We start from the raw sequence: 15,405 nt of genomic DNA, 5'->3' as shown, positions 1-15,405 counted from the left end.
GAATGGAGGGAGTTCATGAACTGCGTTGCTGTATTACCTTATTACAAAGTACAGAGAGAAGTGACGGGTCTCGCCCAGCAGATTGAGATGAATGCCCGTTCCATGATTCTGTATTCAGATAAAATCGTAACCAAATACCGCGAATTCAACATTACGGAAGTGTTCGACATGTCGTTTCGCCGTATGGGTGATGAAGGTGGATTTTTCTATCTGCACACAAGCACAGGAGTATATCCATATATGGTCGAAATCGACCCCAAACCCTTTATACAAAGTTTCAGAAAGATGACGATTCAAAAATTAAAATGACTTGACCTTGCCGTTACGTGAAGGCTTACCCTCGGATATGGAAAGAACCATAACCAATCCAGAGGAGCCGTGAATGTAATGAGTATACTGATTCAGCAAGCTACAATCCTAACGATGAAAGATGCCTATGCCCCCTTCACGGGGGATATTCGTGTTGAGGGAGATCGCATTACGCAGATTGCTGAACACATTTTGCCTCAACCGCAAGATGAGATTATCGATGGCCGCAATAAGATCGCCATGCCGGGTCTGATTAATGCCCATCAACATACACCAATGAGCCTGCTTCGGGGATTCTCGGATGATCTGAAGCTGATGGACTGGCTCGAACGCAAAATGTTGCCTGCCGAAGCGAGGATGAACCCGGAAGACATCTATTGGGGGGCCAAGTTATCCATCGCCGAGATGATCCGTTCGGGTACCACTGCGTTTGCGGATATGTACATTCATATGAATGAGATTGCAGAAGCAGTTAAGCAAACGGGTATGCGGGCATCGCTTACACGTGGGATGGTATTCATGGAGGATGATGGGGGACGCAGGTTGCAGGAGGCGATCGATCTTGTACAACGCTGGTCTGGAGCGGCTGAGGGACGGATTACAACGATGTATGGACCCCACTCACCGTACACTTGTCCCGTGGAGCCGCTTCGTGAAGTCATTGCTCTGGCTGTCAGGGAGGATATTCCTCTGCATATTCATCTGGCTGAGACAAAGGAAGAAGTTGTGAAGATTCGTGAGCGCTATGGTTTGACACCGACAGAGTATCTGGAAGAGGCGGGGATGTTCGAACAGGCACATGTACTGCTTGCGCATGGTGTACACCTCAATCGCAGGGACATCGGCAGATTGAAGGGCATGCGCGGCGGTGTAGCACACAATCCGGTCAGCAATCTGAAGTTGGGGTGTGGAATTGCTCCAATTACCGAGATGTTGGCCCAGGGAATTAACGTGGGCATCGGAACGGATGGAGCGGGAAGTGCCACAACCGTGGATATGTTCGAGGAGATCAAAGCTGCCACCTGGCTGCAAAAGCTGGACTATGGCGATCCCACTCGCTTACCAGCCAAGGACATACTAAGCATGGCTACACGCGGAAGTGCTAGTCTGCTAGGTCTACAGGATGAAATGGGTGTGCTTGAGGTGGGGCGCAAAGCTGATCTGATCCTGATTGATCTGGCGAAACCACATCTTCAACCGGTACATGAGGTAGAATCGTTACTGGCTTACAGCGTAAATGGAGCGGACGTGGACACCACGATTGTGAATGGTCAGATTCTCATGCGAGGCAGGAAACTGCTGACGATTGATGAGGATGAACTCTACCGTGAGGTAAAGGTTAGAGCAAAAAGAATTGTTGAGGGAATTTAATTTTTAGTGAATTTGATCCAAACTGGAAAAATATTTGTACTCAAAACGCTATGGAGGCTTACTCCATGGCGTTTTTTGTCGAATTATAACTGGTAATAGGTCCATGGTCCTGTTCAGAATTGGTTCAGAATGGGTCGTTATACTGAGCATGTAGTTGTTCAAATTTGAAATGTATACGAGGAGGAACATGAATTGAAGGGGAAACAAAACAAAAAACGGCTTAAGCCGATATTGAAAAAAAGCATGTTGACTGCGCTCGGATTGGGCATTGCATTGCCTATAGGTGGAACGCTCCCACAGGCTAACGCAGGAGCCATTGGTCCGGAAATAACCATTTCACGACCTGTGCTCAACGAGGATATTCGATGGTTGAATCGTTCATCGGAAGATTCAAATCAGCATTCTCTCGTGTCGTATACACCAATCGAGGCACTGGATAAGACTGTTATCATTGATTTAAATACGCATTTTCCACTCAATGCATACGATTCGGTAGGCGCCAGTTCAGATGATGATAGTGTGGCTCGCGTATACGTAAACAATGAAAATAAATTGGTAATCATTCCCTATAAATGGGGTAAGATCAACATTGAATTGAAAGCCAATTATACTTTATCCGGTGAACCTGTTAAGGATAATTTCGAACTTTATATTAGTAAACAAGGTGATGTGAATAATGATGGCAAAGTGAATTCTGCGGATGCAGCAGCGCTATTGAAACATCTTCGTAACGAATTCAACCGTCGCTCCTATACTGCTGTTGAGATGAATCGGATGGATGTCAACCGTGACGGTGAAGTTTTTTGGTCTGATCCTCAGGCTTTGCTGGAAGGCTATGCCGTTACAGAGCTTGGTGCCAAGGATAACCGTTATGTATTGACATTCAAGCAAGTGGACGATGCGCCTTATGCATTGAATGCTCAACTAATCGGTGAGATGAAGACCGGAGTCAAGATAACCAGTACAGTCGAATACTTTGACGCAGATGGTGATTACCCTAATACGACGCTGTATCAATGGTACCAAGGTTCGGATGCAACGGGAGAAGGTAAGACAGAGATCGCGGAAGCAACAAGCTCTGAGTACACTATTACTACGAGCGACTTGGGAAAATACCTTTTCCTTGAAATCACACCTCAATCTACTTCCGACGAGCAATTCCGAGGAAGAACAGTAACAATTGTTGGCAAACAAGCTGTTGAAGGACCTCCACCACCCCCTTGATCTTAAGTAGGGGATAAAAATCTCGTTCATCAGTGCATCTATTAAAGAATAAAGACTATGGAGGTTATTACATGTTTCAACCGAAAAAGAAACGTCCAAGAATCAGAAAAACAATGTCAGGTTTGATCGCACTGGCGTTACTCTCGTCACTCGTATTGCCGAGTGTAGCAGGGGCGGAGCCGATGGAACCATCACAGGTACAGTTTACGGATGTCAGCGTACAGGCTGGACAGAGCGTGCATGTTCCTGTGACGTTAAAACAACCGCATTATGCGGCAGTTACCGCTTATAATATGCAGATTGATTATGATTCGTCTGCACTGGAGATCGTACGTATCACGCCTAAATATGTGGGCGGCAATTTACCATCCATAGTGGAAAACAATGAAGAAAACTTCCATTATAAGATTGATAATGAAGCTGGCTGGGTGCGGATCATCTGGGCTGATTTTACTGCAGGCGAACATCCAGTACCTGTGGAGCAACAACTGTTTGATATTGAGGTCAAAGCCAAAAATAATGCGGCTCCAGGAACGAAAAAACTCACGGTTAATAGGGAAGATGCAGAGCACTGGAGTTTCACAAACGTAGATTATGAAAATTATACTGAATTGTCTGGTGGAACAATCACAATTACAGCAGCAAACTCAGGTGGCGACAATTCTGGTTCGACACCTACACCGAATCCTGGTAACTCTTCGGGTGGAGGAGGTAGTGTATCACCAACCTCCCCTGTCGTTACCCCAGTTCCATCGACTCCGGCGGTAACTAAAGGTGTAGACATCTATGTGAACGGACAGAAACAGGAACAATCTGCGACAGCTACCACATCAACGGTAAACAATCAGGTTACCACCACGATTCACGTGGATAATGACAAAGTCATCAATCAGATTGGTAGTGGACTAAGAACGCTTCTGCTGCCGATTACAGGTACAGGTAAGGGCGCGGTCGTTGGTGAACTGAACGGCAAGCTGGTCAAAACAATGGAAGGAAGTAATGCCGAAGTTGTCATTCAGACTGACAGTGGTACATACACCCTCCCAGCTAACCAGATTCAGGTGGATCAGATTCATAACCAATTTGGAGGAACGACTCCACTCGAAGATATCACAATTCAGATCGCCATTGCGCCTAGTGCTGCATCCAAACAAACAGCCATTCAGGCGGCAGCGGACAAATTGGAGAACACTACAGTGATCGCAGCTCCGGTTGATTTTGAAGTGAAAGCGATTTGGAATGGACAGCAGGTTAATGTGGATCGTTTCAACTCATATGTAGAGCGCTCCATTACATTGCCAGAGGGTGTCGATGGTTCAAAGATCACGACAGGAGTTGTACTTCAGCCAGATGGCAGCCTTCTGCATGTACCAACCAAGGTTATCAAAGGTAATGGACAAGATTCTGCTATTATTAACAGCTTGACGAACAGCACTTATGCTCTGATCTATCATCCGGCAACATTCAGTGATGTAACGAACCACTGGAGTCGTGATGACGTACAGGATCTGGCATCCCGTCTGATCGTACAAGGTACTGGTGAGAACGTGTTTGCGCCAGACCGGAGTATTACGCGAGCAGAGTTTACGGCTGTTCTGTTAAGAGGTTTGGGGCTGCACGCACCGCGCAGTACAGAAGCGGCATCGTTCACAGATGTGAATACAGGCAGCTGGTATGAGGATGAGGTTCAGACGGCTGTGTCCTACGGCCTGATCTCAGGTTATGCTGACGACAGCTTCCGTCCGAACAGCGAAATTTCTCGTGCTGAAGCGTTGACCATTGTGTCACGTGCGATGAAACTGGTCGGTCTGGCACAGGCCGATGCTTCAGAGACAACAAGTCTGCTGAGCACATACAGCGATAGCGCTAAAGTACAAGCATGGGCAGCAGAGCCGGTTGCATCGGCAATTAAACAAGAGCTGGTACAAGGTGCTGATGGCAAGCTGATGACAGATGCAGACATTAGTCGTGCACAATCTGCGGCAATTGTGAAAAGGCTGCTGGCAAAAGCCGGATTAATCTAATCAAATTTTGGACACCTACACTTACTTGGAATGATTTATTTCAAGCAAGCTGTAGGTGTTTTTTTGCATATCGTTTTTCTCGAACCTCTTATAGATGCAATGGTCCAGTTCATTATCAGTTCACACTGATTTGTTACGATATGAACATCAAATAGATAGATATTGTGCATGATCAGGAGAGGAAGAGATCCATATGAAAATACTGGAAGTTAAAAATGTGAAAAAATCATACACCTTATATGGAAAAGAAAAAGTTCCCGTACTCCACGGTTTGAACCTGAGTTTTGAGACAGGGGAATTTGTCTCGATCCTTGGCGAATCTGGCTGCGGTAAGTCAACACTGATGAATATCATCGGTGGCATGGACTCCGACTATGAAGGGGACGTCGTTGTTCGTGGCAAGAACTTAAGTGCCATGACAGAGAAGGAAATGGATGATTATCGGAAGAATAATATCGGCTTTGTCTTTCAAAATTTCAATCTGATCCCGCATCTGTCTGTCCTCGAAAATGTGACGATTGCAATGCAAATGACGGATACCAATGAGAAGGATCGCAACCAACGTGCTGTTGATATTTTGACAGAGGTCGGACTGAAAGATCATCTGAACAAACGTCCCAACCAGTTATCCGGGGGGCAGAAGCAACGGGTTTCCATCGCACGGGCATTATCCAACAATCCGGATATTATTCTTGCAGATGAACCGACGGGTGCTCTGGATAGGGAAAACGGAGATCAAATCCTCGCTTTGCTAGACAGTATAGCCAAAAAGGGAATGCTGGTGATTGCCGTAACTCACTCGCAGAAAGTCGCTGACTCCGGTACACGTATTGTGAAGGTTGAAGAGGGGCGCATTAGTGATGATATTCACCTGAAAGATCCTTCTACGGCTTTTTACGAGAGTGGTCAGGATTCTTCCCGGAGCCTGAGCTTGCTTGCTTCATTCAAGATGGCACTCAAAAATATGAAACTCAACGGCAAGCGTAATGTACTGGTAGCATTGGGGGGATCTATAGGTATATTAAGTGTACTCCTGATGCTCTCCTTGGGGAATGGTATAACGACTTATATGAATGACGAAATCAATTCAAGTATGGACCCTTTGCTCGTGGATATAACAAAGCCGAGTGAAGAAGCCAAGGATATGCAAGGCCCCGAGGCTTTGATGGCTGCGGGTGAACCGTTCACCGAAGCTGATATCGAGACGATCCGAAGTTTCCCTAATGTAGATCACGTAGAGACAATTACGACCATTACAGGCCAATCGACTATGGTGAATGAAAAACAAAGTGTGGGACTCACGCAATTAACAACGTTAACGGATGCTTTTGATCCAGCATTGATAACAACGGGTGTTCTGCCGGTAGAAAATGAGATGTTGTTACCCCTCGATACGGCGAAACAATTAAGCGGAAATGATCAAGCTGAAACCATGATCGGTAAGTCTGTGTTTCTATATATCAACGAGATGGATGGCAATAATAAACCAGTGACTTTGGAGAAAGAAGTAACGATCTCAGGGATATACGAAGCGGCAGATCCACGATCTCCAATGCAACAATCGCCGGGATACATTTCATCAGAAACGCTGGAGCAAATGTATACAGACAAAGGAATAACAATCGGGCCGATTCAGGTTAACGCCTATGCAACCGATATGAAATATGTCAATGATATCAATGAAGCTGCTGTTGATGCTGGCTTCGCAGGCTCCCAGATGGCCAAAGTTATGGAGAATATCACGACATATGTAAGTATGGCTTCCATTGTGCTCGCGGGTATTGCAGGCATTTCGTTGATCGTATCTGGTATTATGATATTGGTTGTACTCTATATTAGTGTCGTGGAACGGACAAAAGAGATCGGCATTCTTCGGGCCATTGGAGCTAGAAAGAAAGATATCAAGCGAATATTCTTCTCCGAATCTGCCTTATTAGGCGTATTTAGTGGTATTATTGCGGTGGTCTTTGCAGTGATCATTAGTTATGTATTAAATATTCTACTGGATAATGTGTTTGGAGCAAAACTCATTAATCTCTCGGGATATTATATCTTGTTTGGTATTGTGGTAAGTACAGGAATTAGTATCGTGGCCGGTTTGATGCCATCATCAAAAGCGGCGAAGCTGGACCCGATGGAATCGTTGCGATACGAATAAAACCAATTGCGGAAAGGATAATGGCTACATGAACACAATTCTGGTGGTGGACGATGATTCCCATATCCGCAAATTAATCCGAATCTATCTTGAAAAAAATCAATTCTCCGTGCTGGAAGCACCAGACGGTCAAGAGGCGTTAGATATCCTCTCGCATACGAAAGTTGATCTGGCGATTGTGGATGTGATGATGCCGCGAATAGACGGTATTGAACTGACGGAAGATATTCGCTCTTATCTGGATATTCCAATCCTGATGGTGACTGCCAAGGGAGAATCCAAGGACAAAGTCAGAGGATTTAATGCCGGGTCAGACGATTACCTGGTTAAACCGTTTGATCCTGTGGAGTTAATCTTGCGTGTAAAATCGTTACTGAAACGATATAACAAAAGTTCATCAAACATGATTCAGATCACCGGTGTAACAATTGATTTGGGCAATCTGATAGTCATTGCGGACGGACAAACTATCGAATTGAAAAAGAAGGAATGTGAATTGTTATTTTCTCTGGCGAGTTCGCCAGGGAAAATATTCACACGTACACAGCTTATAGATGACATATGGGGCATCGACTACGAAGGAGATGAGCGTACGGTTGACGTACATATCAAACGGTTAAGGGAACGGCTTGAACCTGTACCTGAGCTAGTGATCTCAACGATAAGAGGACTTGGATATCGTCTGGAGCGGGCATGAAAATGTTTAGGAAAAGCTTGCGACTTCGCATCGTAGCTACTTTTATCGGGATTGTTCTGGTGAGTTTAATTCTCTCCTTTATGATAAATAACGGGTCTCAGGAAAAGACACCGAATCGTTTTATGGTTACTTTTGCTCAAGATCTCGCTACACTGATTAACCTGATCGATGATCCGGAAAAAGTGAAATCAAGCTTGGATATTTTTGCTCGCTACGGCTTGAATATCACTCCTGTGAATGAACAAAGTGAAGTGTTATCTTCCTTGCCAGAGGACAAAGTTCATTCGTTATTTGAGGCGGGTACAACGGATGCCATTTTTCTGTCCAGTAAAGACGGAATTGCGACCATAGGTGTTCCCGGAACAAACGAGGGGATCGGCACATTTCTGATTCAAAGTGATTTCTCATCTCTTTTTCATACACTGCGAAACACGCTCTTAACCTCACTATTAACAGTTCTGGTGATTGGCAGCTTATTAATCCTGTTCATGTCCGGGTACATTGTGAAACCGATTAAGAGATTAACGGTTGCAGCGAAGGAGATGTCATCAGGTGATCTGTCGGTCCGCTTGAAACATAATAATCAGGATGAGTTTGGCGAACTGATGGAGAGCTTTAATCATATGGCCAGTGAGTTGCAAAAAATCGATTCGGTTCGTGATGACTTTGTCAGCAACGTCTCTCATGAAATGCAGTCTCCGCTCACTTCAATCAGGGGATTTACCAGAGCACTACAAGATGGTGTTATTCCATTAGAAGAGCAGAAAGAGCATTTGGATATTATCTATGAGGAAACGCTGCGCTTATCGAGGCTCAGTGATAATCTGCTTCGGCTAGCCTCGCTGGATTCCGAGCATCATCCTGTTCATTTCACCACATTCCAGGTAGATGAACAATTAAGAAGGGCGATCTTACTGGCGGAGCCGCAGTGGGCGCAGAAGGATATCCAGATCGAGTTGGACTTGTTGCCCTGCGAAATCACAGTGGACAAAGATTTGTTTGATCAGGTCTGGCAGAATTTAATAAACAATGCGATCAAATACACCGGTCCTAAGGGTACCATTCATGTCGAAATTGAGACGTCATCTTCATTTGTGAAAGTATTGATTAGAGATTCTGGACAAGGAATACCTGAGGAAGCACTCCCGTATATTTTTGATCGATTCTACATGGTGGATAAAGCGCGGAGCAGCTCGCTTCGAGGGAATGGATTGGGTTTGTCCATTGTGATTAAAATATTGAAATTGCATCAATGTACAATTGATGTAGAGAGCGAAATAGGTAAAGGCACACAGTTTATTGTCACGATCCCCAGATCAACCATTACACCTTAAGGCAAGCCAGAACAGAGAGAGCAGCAATATGGTAACAATCGGTTCCTGTGCGTTCAGGATTCAGATTGCTGCCATATTGCTTTTTTTATATCTGTATTCGCGACAAAATTTCACATATAGTTTTGTTTAGCAGTGGATCATTTGATAAAATAGAAGAGACGTTATGTGAATCTATGAACTTAATTAATTTAATCATACAGAGAATGGAGCCATCCAATGAAATATCGCAATATGGAAGATTGTATTAACGATCTGGAGCAGCACGGTCATTTGATTCGGGTCAAAGAAGAGGTTGATCCGCATCTGGAGATGGCAGCGATCCATATGAAAGTGCACGAGGCTAAAGGCCCGGCGTTATTATTCGAAAATGTAAAAGGCTCAAAGTTCCAGGCTGTATCGAATCTGTTCGGCACGGTGGAACGAAGCAAATTCATGTTCCGCGGTACGCTGGAAGGTGTACAACGGGTTATGGCTGTTCGTGACGATCCCATGAAGGCGCTTAAGACGCCATTTCAGCATGTCCAAACAGGTCTTGCTGCCTGGAAGGCGCTGCCAAAACAGAAATCTATAAGCCTGCCGGTGTCCGCGCAAGAGATTCAAATCTCGGATCTGCCGCTCATCAAACACTGGCCTATGGACGGTGGGGCATTTGTAACGTTGCCACAGGTGTATTCCGAAGATCCAGATAAGCCAGGCATCATGAATTCAAACTTGGGGATGTACCGGGTTCAACTGGATGGCAATGATTTTGAAATGAACAAGGAAATAGGGTTACACTATCAAATTCATCGCGGAATTGGTATACATCAAGCCAAAGCTGTCAAAAAGGGAGAACCGCTTAAAGTGAGTATTTTCATTGGTGGTCCACCTGCACATACACTTTCAGCGGTTATGCCTTTGCCTGAAGGACTAAGTGAAATGACATTTGCCGGTTTGCTCGCTGGACGTCGCTTCCGGTACAGTTACAAGGACGGATATTGCATCAGTAATGATGCTGATTTTGTCATCACAGGTGATATCTACCCAGGTGAGACAAAACCCGAAGGTCCGTTCGGAGATCATCTGGGTTATTACAGTCTGACGCATGAATTCCCGCTAATGCGTGTGCATAAAGTCTATGCCAAACCTAATGCCATCTGGCCGTTTACGGTTGTTGGTCGTCCACCGCAAGAGGATACGGCGTTTGGCGATTTGATTCATGAGATTACTGGAGACGCGATCAAACAGGAGATTCCAGGCGTCAAAGAAGTGCATGCGGTCGATGCGGCAGGGGTCCATCCATTACTGTTTGCAATCGGCAGTGAACGTTACACGCCTTACCAGGCGGTGAAGCAACCGACAGAGTTGCTCACGATTGCCAATCGCATTTTGGGTACGGGTCAGCTCAGTTTAGCGAAGTACCTGTTTATTACTGCTGAGGATCAGCAACCTCTGGATACCCACAAGGAAGTTGAATTCCTGACCTATATCTTGGAGCGTATGAATATGCAGCGGGATATTCATTTCCACACCCATACAACAATTGATACACTGGATTATTCGGGTACAGGGCTGAACAGCGGCAGCAAGGTCGTTTTTGCAGCGTATGGCGACAAGGTTCGAGAGTTGTGCACGGAAGTTCCGGAGTCTTTGAAAAACATTCGCGGTTATGAGAATCCGCAGCTCATCATGCCGGGTATCGTTTCGATCCAGACATCGGCCTTCACGAGTTATGCGGATACAGCACAAGAGATGCAAGCATTCACGTCTCTATTGAAAGAACAGGGAGGTCTGGACTCGTGTCCGCTGATCATTCTATGTGACGACAGTTCATTCCTGAGTGCTAACCTCAGCAACTTCTTATGGGCCACCTTTACTCGCAGCAACCCTTCACATGACATGTACGGGGTTAATAGCGGATATGACCACAAGCATTGGGGGTGTGATCAGGTGATTATTGATGCGCGTACCAAACCTCACCAGGCACCGCCGCTGATTCCCGATGCTTCGGTGGAGAAGAGCATTGAACGTTTATTTGTTAAAGGGGCAAGTCTGGCTTCGATCAAAATCTAATGTGAGATGTCTTGAAGAAGTTCAAACGGAGCGTTTGAACTTCTTTGGCTTACTCTGATACGGGGATGGATACAAAAGTGTGTAAAAGTTTAAAACCGGGACTAATTTGGATATTGGGGTGAGGATAAAGTCTTATACGTTCGTATTTACCTTTTCGATTAAGGTCGTTTGAACTATGTATGAAATGAAGAATTATAACGATATAAAGAGTATAGGTATTTTTGTGGCCCCGTTCCGTTGGGTGCTGTTACTATAATGAATTGTTCAGGGGGAATACCGATTTGAGAATCCATATTATGAACCTGCAAGACGGAGACCGTCTAACTGCGGATACATTCAGCGATGCAGGATTACACGTTCTCGGGAAGGGAACTGTGATCAAAGGTGAGGATATCTCCTTGCTTATGCAGCACCGTGTAGATTATGTAGATATTGAATCACGCGAAGAGGAAATCACTGAAGCAGAATTTTTTGCTGCAGCCGCCAAGCATGCTTCGGGGTTAAATACAAGCACGAAGGAAGAGCCGCCTGAAGAAGAGATGAAGTCCCAATTTATTCAGACTGTACATAATTATCAAAATGCTTTTCTCGAAGCTCTGACCGTTGGCAAGTTCAACGCCACCATGGTGGATGATGCACTGCAACCGATGGTTGAGGGGCTGGATGAGCAGAAAGATGTCGTTCATCTCCTGATGATGCTGGAGCGGGATGATGTCAATAACTATACACATTCAATCCAGGTAGGATTGTTGTCCTTCTACCTTGCGAATTGGCTTGGGTATTCTCAGAAGGAGAGTTATCAGATTAGTCGCGGTGGTTATCTGCATGACATTGGAAAGTGCAAAGTATCCCACCGGATTCGGAACAAAACAGAACCGTTGACGGCGGACGAGCAGCTTGAAATGCAGCGTCACACCATATATGGCCATGAAATCATCAAAAATTCGATGACGGATGAAGCGACAGCACTGGTTGCTCTGCAACATCACGAGCGGGAAGATGGATCGGGTTATCCGATGCAACTTGAGAAAAGTGAAATTCATCCATATACCCAGATTGTATCTGTAGCTGATATCTATATAGGCATGAGATCCGGGAACCACGGAGGCAGCAATCCAAATCTGATCAACAACCTTAGAGATATCTATGGAATGGGATTTGGTAAACTGAATGAAAAACCGGTTCAGGCATTGATGCAGCATTTGCTTCCTAATTTCATCGGAAAACAGGTACTGCTCAGCAATGGAGAAAAAGGTGTAATTGTTATGAACAATACGTCTGATATTTTCAAACCGCTCATCAAAGTGGAGTCTGAAGAATATCGCGATCTCTCCAAAGAGCGTACGCTTGCCATTGATGAATTGCTTATTTAATCTGAATATGATCTGTATTCCTTACTTATATTGAGAACGGGCCTCCTGTACTAAGACAGGGGACCCGTTTTTTGTTATATCATCCACGATGTGTTGTTCGACCAAGGAAGCAAGCGTATACTTGCAAAGACCTTATTTTTCCTGCCAAGGAGCGATTGCCATGATTGCAGTGACAACCGAGATTACGATACATGCCTCGATTGAACGATGCTTTGACTATGCCCGGGATATTGATGTACATACTCAGACCGTCTGGCAACATACGAGAGAGCGAGCAGTCGCAGGAGTAACCACAGGAAGAATTGGAGCAGGGGATACAGTTACATTTCAGGCTACTCATTTTGGTGTCAGACAGAAGTTGAAGTCCCGAATTGTACAGTTTGAACGACCGTTTCTATTTGTGGATCAGATGGAAAAGGGGGCTTTCAAGAGCATGCGACATGAACATCATTTCAGCGTAATTGGGGATCAGATGACTTGCATGAGAGACACACTTCGATTCGAAGCTCCACTTGGAGTGCTGGGATGGGCAACCGAGCGGCTTGTGCTGAAGAGATACATGCAGGCATTTCTAGAGGATCGTAATCGTAAGCTCAAAGATATGCTTGAGCAGTAGTCATAATTGAAGGGATAGAGGAGAGAAGACGTTTGATGGATAATGAATATTTTGTAGGTTGGGGCACCCTTGCATTGATTAATGCCGGACTGGCACAGGGAAAAAACAGAAGTGGTCGGAACTGGTTTCTGATTTCCCTGTTATTTGGTCCGTTGGCAACCCTATTTATTGTGGTGTGGAATAAACTGGACTAATTCAACGATCGAGATTCCGATGCATATAACGATCGATCATCCAGAACACAAGGGCTGCTGCACTAACGCCAGCACCTAACCAGCATACGGCTGTCCAGCCTGCCCATGCATACACTTTGGTAGAAATGATGGAGCCGGTTGCACTGCCGATGGAATAAAAGATCATATAAGCTGCCGTCAGGCGACTCTGTGCTTCGGGGCGAACTTTGTAGATCAGGCTCTGGTTGGTAACATGTACGGCCTGCACGGCGAGATCGAGCAGGATAACGCCCAGGATCAGAAACCAGAGAGAATGATGGACATAACCGATGGGTAGCCAGGACAAGAGCAGAATGACAAGGGCGATACCGGTTGTTTTCTGCCCAAGGCCCCGGTCTGCAAGTTTACCTGCACGGGCAGCAGCCAATGCTCCCGCCGCTCCTGCGAGACCGAATGCACCTATGACCGTATGAGACAGGGACAGTGGAGGGCTACTTAGTGGCAGAACCATGGAAGTCCACAAGATGCTAAAGGCTGTAAAAATCAGCATGGCCAGCACACCTCGTACTCGTAACACACGCAACTCACGGTACAGTTGCAAGACGGAACCGAGTAATTGGGTATAGCGTTGTTTCACTTGCGGGGACTGCTGCTTTGGGAGAACAAGATATAAGGCGACAATTCCGAGTAATGTAAGGCTGGCAGAGAAGAGATATACCGATCGCCACCCGAGCCAATCGTTCAGCGTACCAGCAACCGTTCGTGCAAGTAAAATGCCAATGACGATTCCGCTGGTTACCTGCCCGACAATGCGACCACGTTCGAACGGGGCTGCCAAGTGTGCAGCAAAGGCAACGAGCGTTTGCGTAATGACGGCTAATAAACCAACGACAGCCATGCCCGTGAATAAAAGTGAGCTGGATTGTGCGGTTCCTACGAGAACCAGTGCAAGAACGGATAAGAGCATTTGAATAATGATCAACTTACGGCGATTTAAGAGGTCCCCAAGCGGAACGAGAAGGAACAGCCCCAAGGCATAACATATTTGAGTCACTGTGATAACAATCCCTATGGATGATGAAGAGAGGCTGAATTCTTGAGCGATGGAGTCCAGCAAAGGCTGAGCATAATAGATATTTGCGACCGCAAGTCCGCTGCACACGGCAAAGAGTAGAGCAACTAACCGTGACATGGCAGGACGATCCTTAGTGGATAATTGTGCATCTGGAGAAGAAGTTTGCATGAGTCGTTGTCACCTTTCTATTATGTACTGATCGGTATGTTATGTTTCGGGATAACCATACTTTATTTGCGTGAATTCTGTCAACAGAGAATTGGCTGAGATTTTCAACTTGGTTAAAACACTTTAGGGAGGAGTTTATTTAATTTTCAATCATTTTAAGTGAGTGATCTTTGACTTATCCATTGGTATGAAGTTAAAATATATAAACATACTGATCGATACATAAAGAGGTGGATTGTATGGTTAGACAACGGGAATTTGATACGGATAAAGCACTCGATGCAGCGATGCATACATTTTGGGACAAGGGGTTCGAAGCATCATCTTTAAGTGATTTGACGACTGCAATGGGCATTCAACGTCCCAGTCTGTATGCGGCTTTTGGCGATAAAAAGGAATTATTCGAAACAGCACTTCGCAGGTATACCACTCAGCATGCGGCTCAAGTCAGAGCCAGACTTCAACAGGGCTCCTCCGTGCGAGAAGCCTTTCGTGGATTGTTTGAACATATTGGAGCAGAGGGGAGTGTGACCGAACCTAGTCACGGCTGTTTTTGCATTAATACGATGGTTGAGCTGGCTCCACATGATCCCAAATTCGCTGTCCTTACACGGGAGCATCAGATGTACCTGGGTGTTCTTTTCAAAGAAACGATAGAACGAGGGCAACAGAGCGGGGAGTTGTCTACTGACATGAACGCGAGTGCGGTCGCACAGTCTCTGGTTGTATCCATGATTGGACTGACTGTACTGATGAAATCAGCACCGGACCGCTTGTTTGTAGAGCAAAGCATCCAGATTACGCTGTCTTTGCTGCAGTAATAGGGATTTA

At 45.5% G+C, this 15,405-nt stretch carries 13 protein-coding genes; 12 read left to right on the top strand and 1 reads right to left on the bottom strand.

Annotated elements, in window-relative coordinates; translation table 11 throughout:
* Window positions 1-15 precede the first annotated feature (15 nt).
* From NSQ38_RS22830 to NSQ38_RS22780, 11 genes are all read left to right on the top strand, one after another.
* On the top strand, window positions 16-309 hold the full coding sequence (locus NSQ38_RS22830; RefSeq protein WP_339784159.1) for a hypothetical protein: 294 nt from the start codon (window positions 16-18) through the stop codon (window positions 307-309).
* A 78-nt stretch (window positions 310-387) separates the two neighbouring features.
* Window positions 388-1,680 carry an amidohydrolase gene (locus tag NSQ38_RS22825; RefSeq protein ID WP_339784158.1) on the top strand — a complete coding sequence of 431 codons (1,293 nt, stop codon included), beginning with the start codon at window positions 388-390 and terminating at the stop codon, window positions 1,678-1,680.
* A gap of 192 nt (window positions 1,681-1,872) precedes the next feature.
* A complete protein-coding gene (locus NSQ38_RS22820) occupies window positions 1,873-2,904 on the top strand; it encodes a dockerin type I domain-containing protein (protein ID WP_339784157.1) in 1,032 nt (343 codons plus the stop codon).
* Between the two features lie 71 nt (window positions 2,905-2,975).
* Entirely contained in the window at window positions 2,976-4,928 is a 1,953-nt protein-coding gene (locus NSQ38_RS22815) for an S-layer homology domain-containing protein (protein ID WP_339784156.1), read from the top strand.
* Window positions 4,929-5,121: 193 nt separating this feature from the next.
* A complete protein-coding gene (locus NSQ38_RS22810) occupies window positions 5,122-7,086 on the top strand; it encodes an ATP-binding cassette domain-containing protein (RefSeq protein ID WP_339784155.1) in 1,965 nt (654 codons plus the stop codon).
* A gap of 28 nt (window positions 7,087-7,114) precedes the next feature.
* Window positions 7,115-7,783 carry a response regulator transcription factor gene (locus NSQ38_RS22805; protein ID WP_339784154.1) on the top strand — a complete coding sequence of 223 codons (669 nt, stop codon included), beginning with the start codon at window positions 7,115-7,117 and terminating at the stop codon, window positions 7,781-7,783.
* Entirely contained in the window at window positions 7,780-9,117 is a 1,338-nt protein-coding gene (locus NSQ38_RS22800) for a HAMP domain-containing sensor histidine kinase (RefSeq protein ID WP_339784153.1), read from the top strand. Before NSQ38_RS22805 ends, NSQ38_RS22800 begins: the two co-directional genes overlap by 4 nt.
* A 216-nt stretch (window positions 9,118-9,333) precedes the next feature.
* Window positions 9,334-11,169 (top strand): UbiD family decarboxylase, encoded by a 1,836-nt coding sequence (locus NSQ38_RS22795; RefSeq protein WP_339784152.1) that lies wholly within the window; start codon window positions 9,334-9,336, stop codon window positions 11,167-11,169.
* Window positions 11,170-11,450: 281 nt separating this feature from the next.
* Window positions 11,451-12,542 (top strand): HD domain-containing phosphohydrolase, encoded by a 1,092-nt coding sequence (locus NSQ38_RS22790; RefSeq protein ID WP_338594287.1) that lies wholly within the window; start codon window positions 11,451-11,453, stop codon window positions 12,540-12,542.
* A 160-nt stretch (window positions 12,543-12,702) separates the two neighbouring features.
* The gene (locus NSQ38_RS22785; RefSeq protein WP_339784151.1) at window positions 12,703-13,158 is read left to right on the top strand and encodes an SRPBCC family protein; all 456 of its coding nucleotides are present in this window, start codon (window positions 12,703-12,705) and stop codon (window positions 13,156-13,158) included.
* A gap of 32 nt (window positions 13,159-13,190) precedes the next feature.
* Window positions 13,191-13,352, top strand: coding sequence for a hypothetical protein (locus tag NSQ38_RS22780; RefSeq protein WP_155985038.1), 162 nt, complete (start codon window positions 13,191-13,193; stop codon window positions 13,350-13,352).
* Between the two features lies 1 nt (window position 13,353).
* Here the strand turns inward: NSQ38_RS22780 and NSQ38_RS22775 are convergent, their stop codons facing one another.
* The gene (locus tag NSQ38_RS22775) at window positions 13,354-14,574 is read right to left on the bottom strand and encodes an MFS transporter (protein WP_339784150.1); all 1,221 of its coding nucleotides are present in this window, start codon (window positions 14,572-14,574) and stop codon (window positions 13,354-13,356) included.
* Between the two features lie 239 nt (window positions 14,575-14,813).
* On the opposite strand from NSQ38_RS22775, the gene NSQ38_RS22770 reads away from it, so the two are divergent.
* On the top strand, window positions 14,814-15,395 hold the full coding sequence (locus tag NSQ38_RS22770; protein WP_339784149.1) for a TetR/AcrR family transcriptional regulator: 582 nt from the start codon (window positions 14,814-14,816) through the stop codon (window positions 15,393-15,395).
* Window positions 15,396-15,405: the final 10 nt, after the last annotated feature.

This window comes from Paenibacillus sp. FSL R7-0313, assembly GCF_037969885.1.
Taxonomy (GTDB): Bacteria; Bacillota; Bacilli; order Paenibacillales; family Paenibacillaceae; genus Paenibacillus.
The sequence above is the reverse complement of the archived record's forward strand: the minus strand, read 5'-3'. Positions and strand labels throughout refer to the sequence as shown.